Origin of the sequence: Desnuesiella massiliensis (assembly GCF_001403615.1) — a bacterium.
GTDB classification, from domain to species: Bacteria; Bacillota; Clostridia; order Clostridiales; family Clostridiaceae; genus Desnuesiella; species Desnuesiella massiliensis.
On sequence record NZ_LN879455.1, the window covers coordinates 469,086 to 486,999 of the forward strand.

Below are 17,914 nucleotides of genomic sequence, written 5' to 3' on the forward strand. Positions count from 1 at the left end.
TACTACTAAATTTGAAATGTTATAATTGAATTGTTTGATTTAAAATTTAATAGCAATGCTTAGGTGCCTTTAAAAAGGGTTAAAAGAGAAGGTGGTGTAAATCCGCCGCAGCCCCCGCTACTGTAAATGAGGATGAAATCCGAGTAACCATTAGGAAACTGAGAAGGTCGGAGAGTAAGAAGATTCATAAGCCAGGAAACCTGCCTAGTATTTAAGGTTTTAATTCTTCGGAGGGAAGAGGAGAAACGCAAAAGATATTTTATAAATTTTGTAATACCATTGTATTAAATATTTTTGGCGTAGATTTTCCGCATCCTTTGGGTGCGGTTTTTTATTTTACATAAGAAGGTGATTATTATTAGTTATGAAAAATTATTAAAAGACATTAAACCCTTGAGTAAGGAAGCAATGAAGGAGGCTTCAACTAAATTAGATAGTTTAGCTAAACCTATAGGAAGCTTAGGCAGGCTAGAGGACTTGGCTATACAAACAGCAGGAATAACAGGACAGGTTAAAAATGAATTCAACAAAAAATGTACTGTAGTTATGTGTGCTGATAACGGAGTGTGGGAAGAGGGAGTAAGCTCATGTCCTCAATACATCACCACTACTCAAACCATAAACTTTACAAAAGGGTTGACAGGTATAAGTGTATTATGTAGACAAGCTTCCATGGATGTGAAAATAGTGGATATAGGCATAAACTCAAATGTAGAAAGCCCATTAATCTTAAATAGAAAGATAAGAAAAGGCACCAGTAATATGGCCAAGGGTCCGGCCATGACCAGAGAAGAGGCTATAAGGGCTATAGAGGTAGGCATAGAAGTAGTAAAAGAACTGAAGCTACAAGGATATAAGGTTTTAGGCACTGGGGAAATGGGCATAGGAAACACCAGTACCAGCAGTGCTATACTGATGGCTCTCACTGGTTGCGATGTGAATATAGCTGTGGGAAAGGGAGCGGGTCTTACAGAAGAAGGCTATGAAAATAAGAAAAGAATTATAAAACAAGCCATAGAGATAAATAATCCTTCTAAGGACGATCCTTTAGAGGTTTTATATAAAGTAGGAGGCTTTGACATAGCGGGACTAGTAGGCTGCTATATTGGAGCAGCTTATTATAGAATACCTATTATAATAGATGGCTTTATTTCAGCCTCAGCGGCTTTAGTGGCTAGCAGGATGAATCCTCTGATTAAAGAGTATATGATTCCTTCCCACGCTTCTGCAGAGCCAGGCTTTACTTTGATAATGGAAGAGTTAGGCTTAAAGCCTTTGCTAAATTTAAATATGAGATTAGGAGAAGGGACTGGATGTCCTTTAGCAGTAAATCTCTTAGAAGCAGCTAACAGAATAGTTTGCGAAATGGCCACCTTTGAAGAGGCACAAATCAATGATGATTATTTAATAGATATAAGATAAAGAGGTGAGATATGGGGAAGATTATATTAGTCTCAGGAGGCTCTAGAAGCGGTAAGAGTGCCTTTGCAGAAAATATGATTAAGGAACAAGAAAAAAAGGTTTTATACATAGCTACTTCTATTCCCTATGATGAGGAGATGAAAGACAGGGTTAGAAAGCATAGGGAAAGGAGACCAGCTCACTGGGAAACCTTTGAAGGTTATAAGAATTTTCACCATGAGTTTAAAGGCTTAAATCATTATGATTTTATGCTATTAGACTGTGTCACTATAATGGTATCTAACTTAATGTTAGATTACTCAGGAGAAAATTTTGATAACATGACCAAGGAGCAGATAAATAAAATGGAGAGCTGGATAATAGAAAGAGTAGACGAGTTTATGGAAAGTGCCGGTTCTCATTGTGAAAGCTTAATAATGGTAACTAATGAAGTAGGTTATGGTATTGTTCCAGAAAATAAATTATCAAGAGTCTTTAGAGATATAGCAGGAAGAGTAAATCAGCATATTGCTAAAAAATCTCAGGAGGTTTATTTAGTAGTATGCGGCGTTGATTTAAAAATAAAGTGAGGTAATGATGAAAAGATTTATATTAATACTTCAATTCTTAACTAGGATACCTGTAAACTTAAGCATTGATGTAAAAGAAGGAGATTTCGGAAAAGGAATAGTATATTTTCCAATAGTAGGTTTTATAATAGGACTATTAAACTTGCTGGTATATTTATTTACCAGTCGTTTCTTAAGTGAGGATATAGCTAAGGTTTTTGTGGTGCTCTTTAATGTATTAGTTACGGGAGGACTCCATTTAGATGGATTAGCAGATACCTGCGATGGCATTTTTTCAGCAAGAAGCAAAGAAAGAATGCTTGAAATTATGAGAGATAGCAGAATAGGCACCAATGGGAGTATAGCTATATTTTTTGATTTATTTTTAAGGTGGATATTACTTAATAATTTAAATTCTTATGAGAGTATGAAGTTAATAGTGATAGCACCTATAATATCAAGATCACTTATGAGCCTAGTAATATATAAGGCGCCCTATGCCAGGCCGGGAGAAGGATTAGGTAAGCTTTTTATTGGTCATTTAAATTTATCAAGAACCTTAATAACTCTTATTGTAGGATGCAGCTTAAGCTTTGCAATATTAAAAAGCAGTGCATTTGTAATTATACTTTTTAGCATAGTACTCGTTTATTTATATAGAAAATACATTACTAAAAAAATTGGTGGAATGACAGGAGATACTCTAGGCGCTTGGAACGAGCTATCGGAAATAGCTGTACTGATGATATACATTTTTGTGAGAGGCATGAATTAATATGATTAAGCTATATATGATGAGACACGGAAGTACAGATTACAATAAAAAAGGATTATATAATGGATGGACAAACACTGCTATAAATTTAGAGGGATATGAGCAATGTATAATTTTAAAAGAAAAACTTTTAGATATAAAATTTGATAAGATTATTACTAGTACTTTAGACAGGACTATAAAATCTGCAGAGATAGTTAGTGACAATAAAGCTCAATTGATGATTTTAGAGGAGTTAAAAGAAATAAATTTTGGAATATGGGAAGGAATGAACTATAGAGATATAGAAAAGCAATATCCTTTGGAGTGGGAGGAATGGCAGCGGCAATGGACTAGTTATAACATACCACAAGGAGAAAGCTTTCAAGGTTTTTATGCCAGAGTAAAGCTTTGCTTTGAAAGTTTATTAAAGAACTGTGAAAATCAGTGTGTATTATTAGTCACTCATGAAGGTGTCATGAAGGTAATCACTACTCTGCTTTTAAATATGAAAAAAGAGGATTTTTGGCATTTTAGTTTTGATTTTGGATGCTATAGCTATTATGAAATATATGAAGATTTCTGCACCATAAAAAAAATAAATTGTTAGGAGCAAAAATATGAAAATTAAAAATAAAAGCATTATGATACAAGGTACTGCTTCCACAGTAGGAAAAAGTATATTGTGTACAGCATTATGCAGAATATTTACTCAAGATGGATATGATGTAACCCCTTTTAAGTCTCAAAACATGTCTCTAAATTCTCACAGCACTCCAGAGGGTGGTGAGATGGGAAGAGCTCAGGTTATGCAAGCAGAGGCAGCCAAAAAGGTTCCCTCTGTAAAAATGAATCCTATACTTCTAAAACCTACCTCTGACAGAAAATCTCAGGTTATCATTAATGGAAAGCCTTATGCTAATATGGAAGCTACTGAGTATTTTAAATTTAAGCCTGAGCTAAAGGGGAAGATAAAGGAAATATTTGAAGAGATAAAGAATGAAAGTGATATTGTGGTAATTGAAGGAGCAGGAAGCCCTGCGGAAATTAATTTAAACAAAGAAGATATAGTGAACATGGGCATGGCTAAAATAGCTAATTCTCCAGTGGTATTAGTAGGGGATATTGACAAGGGAGGAGTTTTTGCTTCCTTATTAGGTACTATGATGTTGTTAAAGGAAGATGAAAGAAAAAGGGTAAAGGGAGTAATAATAAATAAATTTAGAGGCAGCTATGAAATCTTAAAACCAGGTATAAAAATGCTGGAGGAGTTAATTAATGTGCCGGTAATAGGAGTTATACCTCATTTTAATCTAAACTTAGAAGATGAGGATAGTGTAACTGACTGGAGAAAATTTAATGAAAATAAGGAAGGAGATATAGAAATAGCTGTAATAAGGTTGCCTTATATGTCTAATTTTACTGATCTTAATCCTTTAAGAGTCTATAAGGATATAAATATGAGATTTGTGGATAAGGCTGAAGAGCTTGGAGGACCAGATTTAATAATTATACCAGGCAGCAAAAGTACCATATATGATATGAAGTTTTTAAGAAGCAGCGGAATGGAAAAGGCTATAAAAGCCTGTCGTGAAAGAGGTAGCTATGTGTTTGGAATTTGCGGAGGCTATCAAATGCTAGGTATGGAAATTATTGATGAAGACTCTTTGGAAACAGAAGAGAAAAATATTAAGGCCTTAGGCTTAATAAATGCCGTAACCATTTTTAAGGAACATAAAACTACCACCCTATGTGAAGGCAGAGATAATCTCTATGGACTTAAGCTAAGAGGATATGAGATTCATATGGGTGAAACTAAATTATTTGGAGAAGAAAAACCTTTTGTCACTTTAGAAAGCAGGAATAATTCTAAGGTAGAGGTATTTGATGGAGTCATAAACCATAATAAAACTGTTATAGGAACCTATATTCATGGGATTTTTGATAATTCTGAGTTTACCAGAAGCTTTTTAAACCATATAAGAATTAGTAAAGGCTTAAAGCCTATAGAGGATACTCCAAAGGATTTCTGGGAGTTTAAAGAAGAGCAATATGACGAGCTGGCGAAAATAGTAAGAGAAAATTTAGACATGGATAAGCTTTATTCCATTTTGGAGGATGCCATTAATGTATAGCATAATAGGAGCTTTTTTTATAGACTTACTTTTAGGAGACCCCTATGGTTTTCCACATCCTGTGAGGTTCATTGGAAAATACATAAGCTTTTATGAGAAAAGAGTTAGAAAAATAGATCATAACTCTAATAGACTAAGAGTCCTAGGTATAGGATTAACCTTATCTACAGTAATATTAACCTATACCATAACTTTTTTAGTGCTTTACCTATGTAAGAGAGTAAATATATATTTATTTTATATAGTTAACATGGTATTTCTGTGGACATGCATTGCACCTAGATGTCTTCAAAAGGAAGCTATGAAAATATATGTGCTATTAAAAGAGGGTAAAATAATAGAAGCTAGGAAGCAATTATCCTATATTGTAGGAAGAGATACAGAACACTTAAATGAAAAAGAAATAGGTAGGGCCGTAGTAGAGACTGTAGCAGAAAACACCTCTGACGGAGTAATAGCACCCCTATTTTTCATGAGCTTAGGTGGGGCACCCTTAGCCATGGCTTATAAAGCAATAAATACCTTAGACTCCATGGTAGGATACAAGGAAGGTATATATCTTTACTTTGGCTGGAGCTCTGCTAGATTAGACGATGTAGTAAATTATATACCTGCAAGAATCACTGCATTGCTTATGTTAATAGTATGTCCCTTATTTAAAATGGATTTTAAAAATTGCTTTAAAATAATTAGGAGGGATAGAAGAAACCACGCTAGTCCTAATTCGGCCTATAGTGAAGCAGCTACGGCAGGAGCTTTAGGGGTACAATTAGGTGGAAGTAATTATTATTTTGGAAAGCTTGTAGAAAAGCCTACCATAGGGGATGCGATAAAGGAATTAAACAAGGAGCACATTATAGATGCTATTAAATTAATGTACGGAGCTACCATATTATATTTATTGATTTATATTGCTGTAGTCCTAAATTTATAGTTGAAGATGAACTCAAGAAAGGAAGTTTATATATGAATTTTCATGGCGGAGATATTTATAGATATAATAAGAATTTAATAGATTTTAGCTCAAATATAAATCCTTTAGGTGTGCCAGAGAGCTTTAAAAAGGCCTTGATGGAAAATATAAATGATTTTACTAAATACCCTGATATAGAATATAAAGGCTTGCTACACAATCTAAGCGAATATTTAAATGTAAATCAGAGTTATATAGTAGCAGGTAATGGAGCAGTGGATATCATCTATAAGGTAATAGAGGCATTAAAATTTGAGCAAGTGTATAGTATAGTCCCTACTTTCTCAGAGTATAGAAGAGGGGCAGAAAGAATAGGTATAAATTATTCTGACCTACATTGCTATGATGAGGAATTTCAATTAAAGGATGTTTCAACTCTAATTGCAGGTATTAAAAAGAATTCCATACTTGTATTATGTAATCCTAATAATCCTACTGGAACCTTAATATCAAAGAACCAAATAAGAACTTTGCTTGATCATATGAAAGAGTCAAACAGCTTTTTAGTAATGGATGAAGCCTTTATTGAATTTACTGGAGATTACAAAGAGCATAGCTGCATGGATTTAATTTATGAATATGATAATCTTTTTATAATAAGGGCAGCCACTAAATTCTTCGGCATGCCAGGTCTTAGATTAGGCTATGGAATAAGCTCTAATGAAGAAGTTTTAGAAAAAATAAAAGCTTTTATGGAACCCTGGAGCATAAACACTGCAGCTGTAATAGCCTCAGAGGTTATCTTTAAAGATAGAGATTATATAAAAAGCTCTATTGATTGGATAAAGGAAGAAAGGGAAGCTTTTAAAGAAAAGCTAGGAACAATAAAGGGTATAAAAGTATATAATTCTATGGCGAACTTTTTTCTAATAAGAAGCCTAAATAAGTCTTTAGATGCTTTTGCTTTAAAGGAAAAGCTCATAGAAAAAGGCTTCTTGATAAGAGTGCCAAAGGGGTTTTCAAATCTAACCCCTTATGACTTTAGAATAGCTATTAAGGATACAGAAAGTAATAGGAAATTGGCAGAGGCCTTAAGAGATATTTTTTATAAATGATAGGGTATGCACATAGGTGTATTAAATAGAGGGCAAGCCACTATTTTAGCATTGATATCAAATACCTCTCTTATGAGGGGTTCATTTATTATATTCTCAGGATTACCTTGGGCATATATTTCCCCATTTTTTATAGCTATTATATTATCAGCGTATCTACATGCCAAATTTATATCATGAAGAACCATTACTATGGTTCTTTTATAATTTTTATTCAAATCTTTAAGCAGATCTAATATTTCAATTTTATATTTTATATCTAGATGGTTAGTAGGCTCGTCTAATAGTATTATTTCAGTTTCTTGCGCTAGGGTTAAAGCAATCCAAACCCTTTGCTTCTGCCCACCTGAAAGATCAGATATTTTTTTATCCTTTATATCTAGCGTTCCTGTTTTAGTTAATGCATCTAATACAATATGCTCGTCTTGCTTGGACCATTGCTTAAGCCAACTTTGATAAGGATATCTGCCTTGTTTCACTAGATTAAATACGGTTAAGTCTGAGGGCGCTGATGGATTCTGAGTTAATATAGAAAGCTCTTTAGCTACATTTTTAGTGTGCATTTTGAAGATATCTTCTTCACCTATAACTATATTTCCCTTCATAGGCTTTAACAATCTAGCCATGGATTTTAATAGAGTAGATTTTCCACAGCCGTTGCTGCCAATAAGTATGGTGATTTCTTGTTTTGGAATAGTAATATTGATATCTTTTAAAACTATATTATTGCTATAACCTAAGCTTAAATTATTAGCTGATAAACTCATTTTAATTCCCCCTCCTCAAGGTCTGTTGATTTTTCCATAATAAGAATATAAAGAATGGTGCACCTATAGCCGCAGTGAAGATTCCAACGGGCAAATCTAAAGGATAGAATAAGGTTCTTGCGGCTATGTCAGATAAAACTACTATGGTTCCTCCTACCAATATAGAAAGAGGTATTAGGTTTTCGAAGGAGGAATTTGTAAGCTTTCTGCAAATATGAGGAGCTATTAAGCCCACAAAGCTTATACCGCCACCAATAGCTACAGCTCCACTAGCCAAGGCTGCGCTTAATATTAAAAGCATAAATCTATTTTTTTCAAGTTTTGTTCCCAAACTTATAGATATAGTATCCTCCAATGATTGGATATTTAACTCTCTAGTATATAAGTAAGTAATAAAGGAAAATACTATAAACCATAAAGAAAGCACCTTTACATGGGTCCAATTAGAGCCGTAAATAGTTCCCGTAAGCCAAAGGTTAGAAGTAGCAATAAATATAGGAGGACCATTCACAATTAGTATATTAGTAATAGCTTTAGCAGCACCAGATATGCCAATGCCTATGAGAATAAGTCTAAAAGGCGTCACTCCTTTTTTATAAGCAAGTACATATATTATTACCACAGAGATTAAAGAACTCAAAAATGTAAAAACAGGCATATAAAAAATACTCACTGTTAATGAATTATTAATGGGGTTTGTAAATAAGGTTAAAAAAATTAGTGCGCCTACGGAGCCGCCATCCACAATACCTATAAGGTTAGGGGAGGCTAAAGGATTTTTTATAACTCCTTGTAGTATAGCTCCAGAAAGTCCTAAGGAAGCTCCTACTAAGAAGCCTACTAAAGCTCTAGGAAGCCTTAAAGCATTTATTATTAAGGCATCCCTCTTGTCTCCTATTCCTATAAATACCTTTATCACTTCTAAAGGAGAAATATTTATTTTACCTATACTTATGCTAAGGATTAGTGAAATTAAAGTAAGAAGGAGCATAAGTAGACATATTTTAATACTTCTTTTTTCATATAAAACAGATATTTTTTTATTTCTAAGCACAAAAAAGTTCTTCATCTATTTATTCTCCGCCTTTCTTGCTAGATATATGAAAAAGGGAGCTCCAATCAAAGCGGTAACAGTGCCTACTGGAATTTCCTTTGGGTAAATAATAAAACGACTGAATATATCAGAAATAATTAATAATAAAGCTCCCATAAAAGCGCTATAAGGTATAATCCATTGATATTCTGATTCTCCTAAGAAAGCTTTTATTATATGGGGTGTTATTAAACCAATAAGTGAAATAGGTCCTGCTATAGCCACAGAAGCACCAGACATAATAATTATGACAATGCCTATAAAAAGCTTTAGCAATTCAGTTTTCTCTCCTAAACCCTTGGCCATTTCTTCTCCTAAAGAGAAAATATTTAATTTTTTGTATAAAACAAGGGGGATTATCCAGCAGGAAATTAAATAAGGTAGTACCTTAAGCAAAGAATCTATGCTTCGCCCATCCACTGAGCCTGATAGCCAAAATAAAATTTCCTCCATAGTTCTTTGATCCTTATATAAGATGCCTTGAGTTAAGGAAAGAAATAGTGCGGATATAGCGGCACCAGATAAGGTCAAATCTATGGTCTGCATTTCACCTTTTAACCCTCCAGCCAATGCATAAACTATAAAGGAGGCCAAGGCTGCGCCTAAGAAGGAAACTAGGGTTAAAAGATCTTGTGAGGCCTGCGGAAAAAAACTCATGGTAGCTACTAAAAAGAAGGAAGCTCCAGAGTTAATACCTATCAAGCTAGGAGAGGCCATGGGATTTTTGGTCAAGGCTTGTATGAGAACACCAGATATACCTAAACTTCCGCCAACAAACAAGGCTATTAGAGTTCTAGGTATCCTAGAGTCTCTTATTACTAAATGTGTAGTGCTATTGTTAAAATTTTTATATGCTTCAATAAGATCTACAAAGTCGGTTTTTATATAGCCTAAAAGCAAACTAAGGATAATGGCTATAATGGTTAAGATTATTAAGATAATAAGACCTAGAATTTTAAATTTTCTATCGTTTAATTTCATAGTGAAGTGTCTGCTCCTTCCAGCAGTATAGTTATATATTTCACATAAGTATATCCAAAATCATCATAAATCCTACACATTATTATTAAAGTTTTAAGTTATAAGAGGGCAGTCATATACGAATTTTAAATCTTGGATATCTATAGAGAAATAGTACATAATTAGATTACTAATTATGTAGAAACTTGTCAATGATTTTTATATTCAATATCAAAATAAAATGATAATCACTTGCAATTAAAAAATAACTATGATAATATAGTTTTGTTAATAATTAAATTAAGGCATGCCATAAGACCAATAATATTCTTAGGAGGATACATATGAAGTTAAATAAAATCTTAGCAACTACAGCACTACTGTTAACAGGGCTTACCTTTACAGCTTGCGGAACAAAATCTGCTAATAATGCTCAGGTAGAAAATAAAGAGGTTAGAGTGATTGAACATGCTATGGGGAAAACAGAGATAAAGGGAGAACCTAAAAGAGTGGTAATTTTAACTAATGAAGGTACTGAAGCTTTATTGGCTCTTGGCGTTAAACCAGTAGGTGCTGTTCAATCTTGGACAGGTAAGCCTTGGTACAAGCATATAGAGCAAGATATGCAAGGGGTAGAAAATCTTGGACAAGAAAGCCAAGTTAACCTAGAGGCTATTGCCGCATTAAAACCTGATTTGATAATAGGTAATAAGATGAGGCATGAAAAAATATATGCTCAATTGTCTCAAATGGCTCCTACAGTATATTCTGATACTCTAAGAGGAGAGTGGAAGGAAAACTTCCAATTCTATGCTAAGGTTTTAGGTAAGGAGAAATTAGGAAAAGAATTAGTAGATAAATTTAATGAAAGAATAGGAAATATAGCAAAGACTGCTGGAGATAAATTGAAAACTGAGATTTCTATAGTTAGATTTATGCCTGGAAAAACTAGAATATATTTAGGGGATACCTTCTCTGGAACTATTTTAAAGGAAATAGGCTTTAATAGGCCTGCTACTCAAAAAGGAACTGATTTTGCTCTTGAAATCGGTAAAGAAAGATTAAAGGAAGCAGATGGAGATGTATTATTCTACTTTACCTATGAAACAGGTAATGGCGAGGGCTCTGCTAGAGAAAAGGAATGGATAGAGGATTCATTATTTAAAAGCTTGAAGGTATCACAAAAGGGAAAGGTGTATAAGGTAAGCGATGAAACATGGAACACTGCAGGTGGAATAAAAGCTGCAAATCTAATGTTAGATGATATTGAGAAATTCTTAAAGGATGGAACTATATAAGTTGCAATTAGCTCCTAGGAATTTTGAGGCTAAAGAAATGCACTTAGATTTTTGCAAATTATATATCTTAGGCATCTTTAAAAATATGTAATGATAGAGATGAAACTTGCTTGTTGTAAGGGATATGTTCCTTTCAGCAAGCTTTTTATTTTAGGAAAAATTGCATGGACAAATCATATATTTCTATAGGTATATTTATAAAAAACCATATATAATAAAGTAAAGTAGTATAATAATATTAAAAATGAAAAGATTAAAAATATTAATATAAAAACGAGGTGATATACATGAAAGAAATAGTATTAGCAGGAGGGTGCTTTTGGGGCATAGAAGCCTATATGATGAGAATTCAAGGAGTGGTAGATACAAAGGTAGGCTATGCCAATGGAACTAAGGAAAATCCAACTTACCATCAGGTTTGCACAGGTATCACAGGTCATGCAGAAGCTTGTTATATAAAGTATGACGAAAATATATTATCCTTAGAAACTTTATTAAATAAATTCTGGAACATTATAAATCCTACATTATTAAATAGACAGGGACCAGATATAGGGACTCAATATAGAACAGGTATCTATTATATTGATAAAGAAGATTTACCTTTGATTTTAAATACTAAGCAGCAGCAACAGGAGAGATTTGAAGACCCTATTGTTACAGAGATTGAACCCTTGAAGTGCTTTTACGATGCAGAGGAGTATCACCAGAAATATTTAAAGAAAAATCCTAGAGGCTATTGTCATATTGATCTAAGCAAGTAGAAAATGTAGCTGTGATTTTAAATTCACAATTCACAATGCATAATCACAATTGTGGAGAAAAATTTCTTTAATTGTGCACTGTGCATTGTGAATTGGATAGAAAATACTTAAAGCCTTTTTATTTTTGAGATGGTCTAATCTTACTCTGCTTTTACAATATATTGGCTAGCTGTTAAGAAGGCTGTACCAAAGAGTAGCAGTACAATTACATTAGGTAATATATTTATTATTCCTGCATTCTTTAAGGCCAAATCTGTTATGGCATTGCTACTCCAATTTTGAGGAGTAAAATAAGCTAGCTTTTTAAATACTTCTGGTAAGAATTCCTGAGGCATAAAGGAACCGCTTATTATGCAAGTAGGAGTCACTATCAAATTAACAAAGCCTGCTACTTGTCCCTGGTTTTTTGCAAACCTAGATACTAATAATCCTATGCTTAAGGCTACATATACTAATGCAAATACTACTAACAGTAAACCAATAAAGGAGCTTCCCCAATAAAATTTAAATATATACTTGCTGATACCTATCAATATAAGGGTTTGCAGGGTTAAAAGCAGAAACATTGATAATAGTACAGAGAGTAAAATCTTAATCTTGCTGTTGGGAGTAGAAAAACTTCTTAAAAGAGTTTTATTGCTTTTCATTTCTAATAATTCATTAGTAATATAAATCATAGAAAATAACACAAAATTCATTATAAAATTTGGTATTATAGGATTGAAATTTACTCTATCTGAAGAATCACTTAATACTTCCTTAGTTACTTCAGAGCTTTTATTATAGAGCTTCTTTCCTAAAAAGCTATTTACGCTTTGCATTAGAGATAAATAGGTACTGCCTTCCTTAGGCTTTTTTATTTCTAGTTCAGGCATGGATTTTTGGCTAAGCTTTTCCGAAAAATCCTTTGATATTATGAGAAGAGCTTGCACTTTGTTTTGTCCTAGAGCCTTTAGTCCATCTTCCTCATTAAAAAAGGACATATTAAATTTTTTACTTTCTTTTAAATAATCTATTAGTTCCTGTGAGGAAGTTCTTTCATCCTTATTCACTATACCTATTTTTATAGGATTTATCTTTAAATCTCCACTCTTTTTGCTCATAAGACTAAAGAAAGAAATTATTATGGCAGGTATAATGAACATGATTATTATAACCTTCTTATCATTAAAAATTCTATTTAAATGTAATGCTGCAATATAAAAAATATTCATTTTATCACTCTCCTTATGCAAAGGATTTATTCTTTTTATTTAGTAAGAAACCAAGTAATATTCCTATTGTTCCTATGGATAAAAGTACTGATATATTGGTTATAAGTGAATTTAAGTCTTCTCCAGACATTATTCTAGTATAGGAGTTTTGAATCCAATAATTGATAGTAAATTTTGACGCCTTTTGAAAGCTTTGAGACACATACTCTGCTGGGAAAAAGCTTCCCCCTAGTACGGCCATAAACATAATAATTGAGGTAAATACATTGCTTAAGGTTTTTTCCTTAAGAAAGAAATTCATCATAAATCCTGCAATACCTGTTAGAGCAAAAGCATGTGAGGCTATAATCAATATTAAAAGAGATATATTAGTATAAAAATTTATACCTAATAATCCACAGAGTATTATAAAAGCTATACTTTGTATTAAAGATATTATAAAAGTCAGCAGCAGCTTTTCACCATATATGCTATTGAAGCCAATAGGGATAGAATTCATTCTTAATAGAGTCATAGACTCCTTTTCTTTTAGAAAGTTTGAAGCTCCTGTCATAGCTATGAATAAACTTAAAAGTGCTAGCATAGAGGCTCCAAATACTTGTTTTGCCGAAATAGCATTACTTTCTTTTAGTTCAGATATCTTTATGCTGTTGTTATAATTAATATTTGAGTAGTTAATATAGTTGCTTATGGTTCCATAGAGTATCTCTACAGTGTAGGAATTATCTGTAGATTTTAAGAAGCGTATATTATTTGAACCTTCATTAGAGAGGATTAAAGCTGCTTGAGCTTCATTACTTTTTACCTTAGCCTCTACCTCTTCTATGGAGTTATATTCTGTAAGATTTATAGAAGTCTTTAGTCTTTCATTATTTAGAATTTCTTTAATAGCTGGGATATGAGGGTTATTTTCTTTAGCTATGATGGCTACCTCTATTTTAGGTAATTTAGTATCTGGGTTAACCAGCTTTTCAAAGAATATGCCATTTAAAAAGGTTATGGCTAGAGGCATTGCAATGTATATAGCTATAAAAAATAGAAAAGAGCTTTTAAATTCTATAAAATCCTTTTTTAAAAGGCTTAATAATTTCATATTCATCCCTCCTAATCTCTTAGAGCCTTTCCTGTTAGAGCTAAAAATACTGTTTCTAAATCAGGGGAGCTTATATTCATATCTTTTATTTTTACATTATTATTAACTAGAGTTTCTATTACCTTTGAAAGTATTTGCGAGGAATTATCAGCTACTAAAGAAAGAGTATTTTTTAAAAAACTTACATTTTTGATGCCTTTAAGAGTATTTAACTTTAGAATTAGAGCTTCATTAAAATCTTCAGTAACTATATTTATATTTTCATCATAGGATATTAATTTTTTTATATCCTCCTTAGAGCCTTGAGCAATGATTTTTCCTTCATCAATGATGGCTAGTTTGTTACATAAAAACTCTACTTCTTCCATGTAGTGGGTGGTATATATTATGGTGGTGTTATAATCTCTATTTAATTTTTTTGTGAACTCTAATATATGATTTCTTGATTGAGGATCTATGCCTACGGTTGGCTCGTCCATTATAATTATTTCTGGATGGTGCATTATTGAGCAGGCTATATTTAATCTTCTTTTCATACCTCCAGAATAGGTTTTTAGTTTATCTTTAATCTTTTCCTTCAAAGCGGTAGTTTCAATAGCTTCCTCTATCCTATTCTTTAATTCCTTTCCTCTTAAGCCATACATGCTTCCCCAAAACTTTAAGTTTTCTAATCCAGAAAGATTTTCATAAAGAGCTATTTCCTGAGGAATCAATCCAATATATTTTTTGGCTTCTACGGGTTGAGCTTTTACATTTTTTTCTCCTATAAACATCTCACCCTTATCAAAGGAAATCAATCCACTGAGCATAGATATCAGGGTGGATTTTCCAGCTCCGTTAGGTCCTAGTAAGCCAAATAATTCTCCTTTTTTTATCTGCAGATTTACATTATCCACTGCTAAATTATCATCATATCTTTTAGTAACATTTTTTATATCTACAATGTTCATTAAAAACACTCCTTTAAAAACACTTTGTTTTCTATAGGAGGATGTGAAAAACATAGGTGTTCTTTTTCACGGGCCGCTCGTGGAGCTCCATGTGCGGTGTAGGGAAACCTATAGAACACCTTTTTTCACATCCTCCTATAGTCTTATTATATAAGTTTTAATTTTTCATCACCATGGAGTTTAGTCACCCTTTTATTAAAAAAGCATTACTTAAGTCATTTTCTTAAGTAATGCTGAATACATCGAAATCCACTGATAGTAAATCTAGACTAATGAGTTTTTTAGGGCGAATATGGCTAATTGAGTTCTATCCCTTAGCTCCATTTTTGCAAGGATTTCCGTTATATAATTTTTTACAGTACCTTCTGCTACAAATAGCTTTTTGGCTATTTCTTTATTGCTTAGTCCTAAGCCTATATTTATAATTATTTCTAATTCTCTATCTGTTATTCTATATTTAGCTTTTATATTTTCAGTTAAAGCTTCTTGAGAGAGCTCCTTTGAGGCAACCATCTTAGCTGCTATTTCAGGATGTACTACCACATTACCTTTGTGCACACTTTTGATACCTTCCAGAATAACATCATAGGAGGTATCCTTCAGTATATATCCATGGGCACCAAATTTTATGGCGTCAATAATATATTCCTCATCCTTAAAGGTAGTTAAAATCATTATCTTAGTATTCTTACATTCTTTTTTTATAAGCTTTGTAGCCATAACTCCGTTACAAACAGGCATGTTGATATCGAGAAGCATCACATCAATCTGTTCTTTTTTACATAGCTCTAAAGCTTCTTCACCATTTTCACATAAGCCAACGATATTTATATTATCATCACTGCCAAGTATGATTTTTAAACCTTCTCTAATGAGCATTTCATCATCTGCTATGGCTATATTAATTTTGTGCAATTTATTGCCTCCTTTATATTCTTGGTATATTAGCTATAATTTCAAAGCCTTTATTATCACCAGTATTAAGCTCAATGGTTCCACCTAGCTTTTTAACCCTCTCTTCCATACTGCTTAAACCAAAACCTTGACTTAAGCTATGAGCACCTATGCCATCATCTTTAATGTATAATCTAATATTTTTATCATCTCCTTGAAGAGATAAATTTATATTAGAAGCCTTAGAATGCTTAGAAGCATTATTTAAAGCTTCTTGAATTATTCTATAAAGCACAAAGCTTTCATCGCTGTTTAGTTCAATAGCTTCATTAAAGGTGATAAAGTTTATTTTTATATGAGTGAGCTTTTCATAATTAAATATTAATTCTTTTATGGAGAATATACCTTGATATTTATCAAAATCCGTAGGTTTTAGTTCTTTTATGGTTCTTCGTACATTTTCCATACCATTTTTTGAAAAGTCTATTAGTTTATCTACCATTTCTATAGTTTTTTCTTTATCCTTACACATCATATAAGGAAGAGCCTGAAGCTGTATTATTATGGTTGACAGAGTATGTCCTACGGAGTCGTGAAGTTCCCTGGATATTCTGTTTCTTTCTCTTAATAAGGTTAGCTCTTCAATGGTTTCAGAATATTCCTCTAATCTTTCATAGGCCTCTTTGAGCTGACTTTCGGATATTCTTAGCTTATCATAAAGCTCTTGAGCTTCTTTTTTTCTCTTTTGCTCCTCTGCCACAGAGCGTCCTAAGGCTCCAAAGATGACTACTATAATAGTGTTAATAAATACATTAATGGCAGTAGTATTTTGTGGACTATAATACATGGGTCTTAAGCCAAGCATTACTAGAGAACCATATATTAAACTCATCATAAAATAAGAACTTTTGGAAGATAGCATCATAGAAGCATCCAATATAGATATAAAATAATATATAAAAATAAAGCCTTGGAACTTTAAATATAAAAAGCTTATAAGCATTATATCTAAACTTAAGGAAAGCATTAAGAAATTGGTATTACTTTTAAGATAATAATTTCTTATTTGAGTGTTTATTATAAATAACAGCATTAGACTCAATAGTAATAATGCATCCTCGGCTTTGTAGTCACCGGTGTAAATAATATTTATAGAGATTAAAAAATAGGTTATGTATTTTAAAATTGACAGAAGCTTAATATTCCTATTCAATATGATACCTCCCAATTATAGAGAAACACTACGAAAACTTAATTTATACATGTTTCAAAATGGCATCTTTAAGGCATTACAGCAAATGTATAAGTTAAAAGCTTACGTTGTTTTTCTATGCATTATATATTTTATTATAATTTAAAGTGTTGAGGATGGCTATAAAGTATAAAGGAATTTACAAAACCATGGAGAATTATTGTAAATATAATAGTGGTATTGGAGGAATTAAGTATGTGTTATTTTATGCTGGCTGCTTCAGAGAAGCAAATGGAGAATAGCTTTGTAGAAAAATGTGATGAAAAAGCTCTCTTTATAAGAGAATATACGGATTATATTAAGGATAGACAAGCTGGGCTACATTATTACAATATAAGCAATGGTCATTGCGCTTGTGAACTAGTGGTAAGCCCTTTTAGCAAAGTAGAAGAGGTAAAAGAGGCTTTAAAGGAATTGAAAGAAATGGGAGACTTCAGATTCCTAATAATAGATAGCGAAGATGAAGATGAATATTTCACCATAGAGCATAATCAAGAATTCGAGAAAACTTTAGAGTCCTTACCAAAGCAAGAGATTTCTATAGAAGAGTTATTAAGCATTTACCCTGAGTATATAGAATTTGATAAGGTCTATGGGGTTAAATAATGCACAGTGTACAATTCACAATGAAGGAAGAGTTTTCACTGCTAGTGATATGAAAAATATAAAATCGAAAAGCAAAGCTTGGCTAAATCTTTAGTCAAAGACTTTGCTTTTCAGTTTTAAAAATTATAAATTAAAG

18 protein-coding genes and 1 riboswitch are annotated in these 17,914 nt (G+C 32.4%); of the genes, 10 read left to right on the top strand and 8 right to left on the bottom strand.

All coding sequences use genetic code 11. The annotated features are described in order from the left end of the window. Positions 1–44 precede the first annotated feature (44 nt). Positions 45–222: riboswitch (cobalamin riboswitch) on the top strand. Positions 223–354: 132 nt separating this feature from the next. The 7 genes from cobT to BN2665_RS08945 are packed head-to-tail and all read left to right on the top strand — an operon-like array spanning position 355 to position 6,887. Next, entirely contained in the window at positions 355–1,422 is a 1,068-nt protein-coding gene (cobT, locus tag BN2665_RS08915; protein WP_055667115.1) for a nicotinate-nucleotide--dimethylbenzimidazole phosphoribosyltransferase, read from the top strand. 11 nt (positions 1,423–1,433) lie between these two features. Then, positions 1,434–1,991 carry a bifunctional adenosylcobinamide kinase/adenosylcobinamide-phosphate guanylyltransferase gene (cobU, locus tag BN2665_RS08920; RefSeq protein WP_055666759.1) on the top strand — a complete coding sequence of 186 codons (558 nt, stop codon included), beginning with the start codon at positions 1,434–1,436 and terminating at the stop codon, positions 1,989–1,991. A gap of 7 nt (positions 1,992–1,998) precedes the next feature. Further along, positions 1,999–2,745 carry an adenosylcobinamide-GDP ribazoletransferase gene (cobS, locus tag BN2665_RS08925; RefSeq protein WP_055666760.1) on the top strand — a complete coding sequence of 249 codons (747 nt, stop codon included), beginning with the start codon at positions 1,999–2,001 and terminating at the stop codon, positions 2,743–2,745. 1 nt (position 2,746) lies between these two features. Next, positions 2,747–3,334 carry an alpha-ribazole phosphatase gene (cobC, locus tag BN2665_RS08930; RefSeq protein ID WP_055666761.1) on the top strand — a complete coding sequence of 196 codons (588 nt, stop codon included), beginning with the start codon at positions 2,747–2,749 and terminating at the stop codon, positions 3,332–3,334. 10 nt (positions 3,335–3,344) lie between these two features. Then, the gene (locus BN2665_RS08935) at positions 3,345–4,859 is read left to right on the top strand and encodes a cobyric acid synthase (RefSeq protein WP_055666762.1); all 1,515 of its coding nucleotides are present in this window, start codon (positions 3,345–3,347) and stop codon (positions 4,857–4,859) included. Beyond that, positions 4,852–5,793, top strand: a complete 942-nt coding sequence (cbiB, locus tag BN2665_RS08940; protein ID WP_055666763.1) for an adenosylcobinamide-phosphate synthase CbiB — start codon at positions 4,852–4,854, stop codon at positions 5,791–5,793. Before BN2665_RS08935 ends, cbiB begins: the two co-directional genes overlap by 8 nt. A gap of 32 nt (positions 5,794–5,825) precedes the next feature. Beyond that, positions 5,826–6,887, top strand: coding sequence for a pyridoxal phosphate-dependent aminotransferase (locus BN2665_RS08945; protein ID WP_055666764.1), 1,062 nt, complete (start codon positions 5,826–5,828; stop codon positions 6,885–6,887). On the opposite strand, the gene BN2665_RS08950 is transcribed toward BN2665_RS08945, so the two are convergent. The 3 genes from BN2665_RS08950 to BN2665_RS08960 are packed head-to-tail and all read right to left on the bottom strand — an operon-like array spanning position 6,878 to position 9,728. Next, a complete protein-coding gene (locus BN2665_RS08950; protein ID WP_055666765.1) occupies positions 6,878–7,654 on the bottom strand; it encodes an ABC transporter ATP-binding protein in 777 nt (258 codons plus the stop codon). The two genes, BN2665_RS08945 and BN2665_RS08950, sit on opposite strands and share 10 nt — an antisense overlap. Position 7,655: 1 nt before the next feature. After that, entirely contained in the window at positions 7,656–8,723 is a 1,068-nt protein-coding gene (locus tag BN2665_RS08955) for a FecCD family ABC transporter permease (RefSeq protein WP_055666766.1), read from the bottom strand. Next, a complete protein-coding gene (locus BN2665_RS08960) occupies positions 8,724–9,728 on the bottom strand; it encodes a FecCD family ABC transporter permease (protein ID WP_055666767.1) in 1,005 nt (334 codons plus the stop codon). It lies immediately after the preceding gene. Between the two features lie 323 nt (positions 9,729–10,051). On the opposite strand from BN2665_RS08960, the gene BN2665_RS08965 reads away from it, so the two are divergent. Next, positions 10,052–11,005, top strand: coding sequence for an ABC transporter substrate-binding protein (locus BN2665_RS08965; RefSeq protein ID WP_055666768.1), 954 nt, complete (start codon positions 10,052–10,054; stop codon positions 11,003–11,005). A gap of 287 nt (positions 11,006–11,292) precedes the next feature. Continuing rightward, a complete protein-coding gene (msrA, locus tag BN2665_RS08970) occupies positions 11,293–11,769 on the top strand; it encodes a peptide-methionine (S)-S-oxide reductase MsrA (RefSeq protein ID WP_055666769.1) in 477 nt (158 codons plus the stop codon). 140 nt (positions 11,770–11,909) lie between these two features. Here the strand turns inward: msrA and BN2665_RS08975 are convergent, their stop codons facing one another. From BN2665_RS08975 to BN2665_RS08995, 5 genes are all read right to left on the bottom strand, one after another. Further along, positions 11,910–12,983: an ABC transporter permease gene (locus BN2665_RS08975; RefSeq protein WP_055666770.1), complete on the bottom strand. Its 1,074-nt coding sequence runs from the start codon at positions 12,981–12,983 to the stop codon at positions 11,910–11,912. A 13-nt stretch (positions 12,984–12,996) separates the two neighbouring features. Next, entirely contained in the window at positions 12,997–14,076 is a 1,080-nt protein-coding gene (locus BN2665_RS08980; RefSeq protein ID WP_055666771.1) for an ABC transporter permease, read from the bottom strand. An 11-nt stretch (positions 14,077–14,087) separates the two neighbouring features. Next, entirely contained in the window at positions 14,088–15,026 is a 939-nt protein-coding gene (locus tag BN2665_RS08985) for an ABC transporter ATP-binding protein (RefSeq protein ID WP_055666772.1), read from the bottom strand. 264 nt (positions 15,027–15,290) lie between these two features. Then, positions 15,291–15,941 carry a response regulator transcription factor gene (locus BN2665_RS08990; RefSeq protein ID WP_055666773.1) on the bottom strand — a complete coding sequence of 217 codons (651 nt, stop codon included), beginning with the start codon at positions 15,939–15,941 and terminating at the stop codon, positions 15,291–15,293. A gap of 13 nt (positions 15,942–15,954) precedes the next feature. Beyond that, positions 15,955–17,133, bottom strand: coding sequence for a sensor histidine kinase (locus BN2665_RS08995; protein WP_055666774.1), 1,179 nt, complete (start codon positions 17,131–17,133; stop codon positions 15,955–15,957). 234 nt (positions 17,134–17,367) lie between these two features. Between BN2665_RS08995 and BN2665_RS09000 the strand changes: the two genes are divergently transcribed. Then, a complete protein-coding gene (locus BN2665_RS09000; RefSeq protein ID WP_055666775.1) occupies positions 17,368–17,778 on the top strand; it encodes a hypothetical protein in 411 nt (136 codons plus the stop codon). The last annotated feature ends 136 nt before the right edge of the window (positions 17,779–17,914 follow it).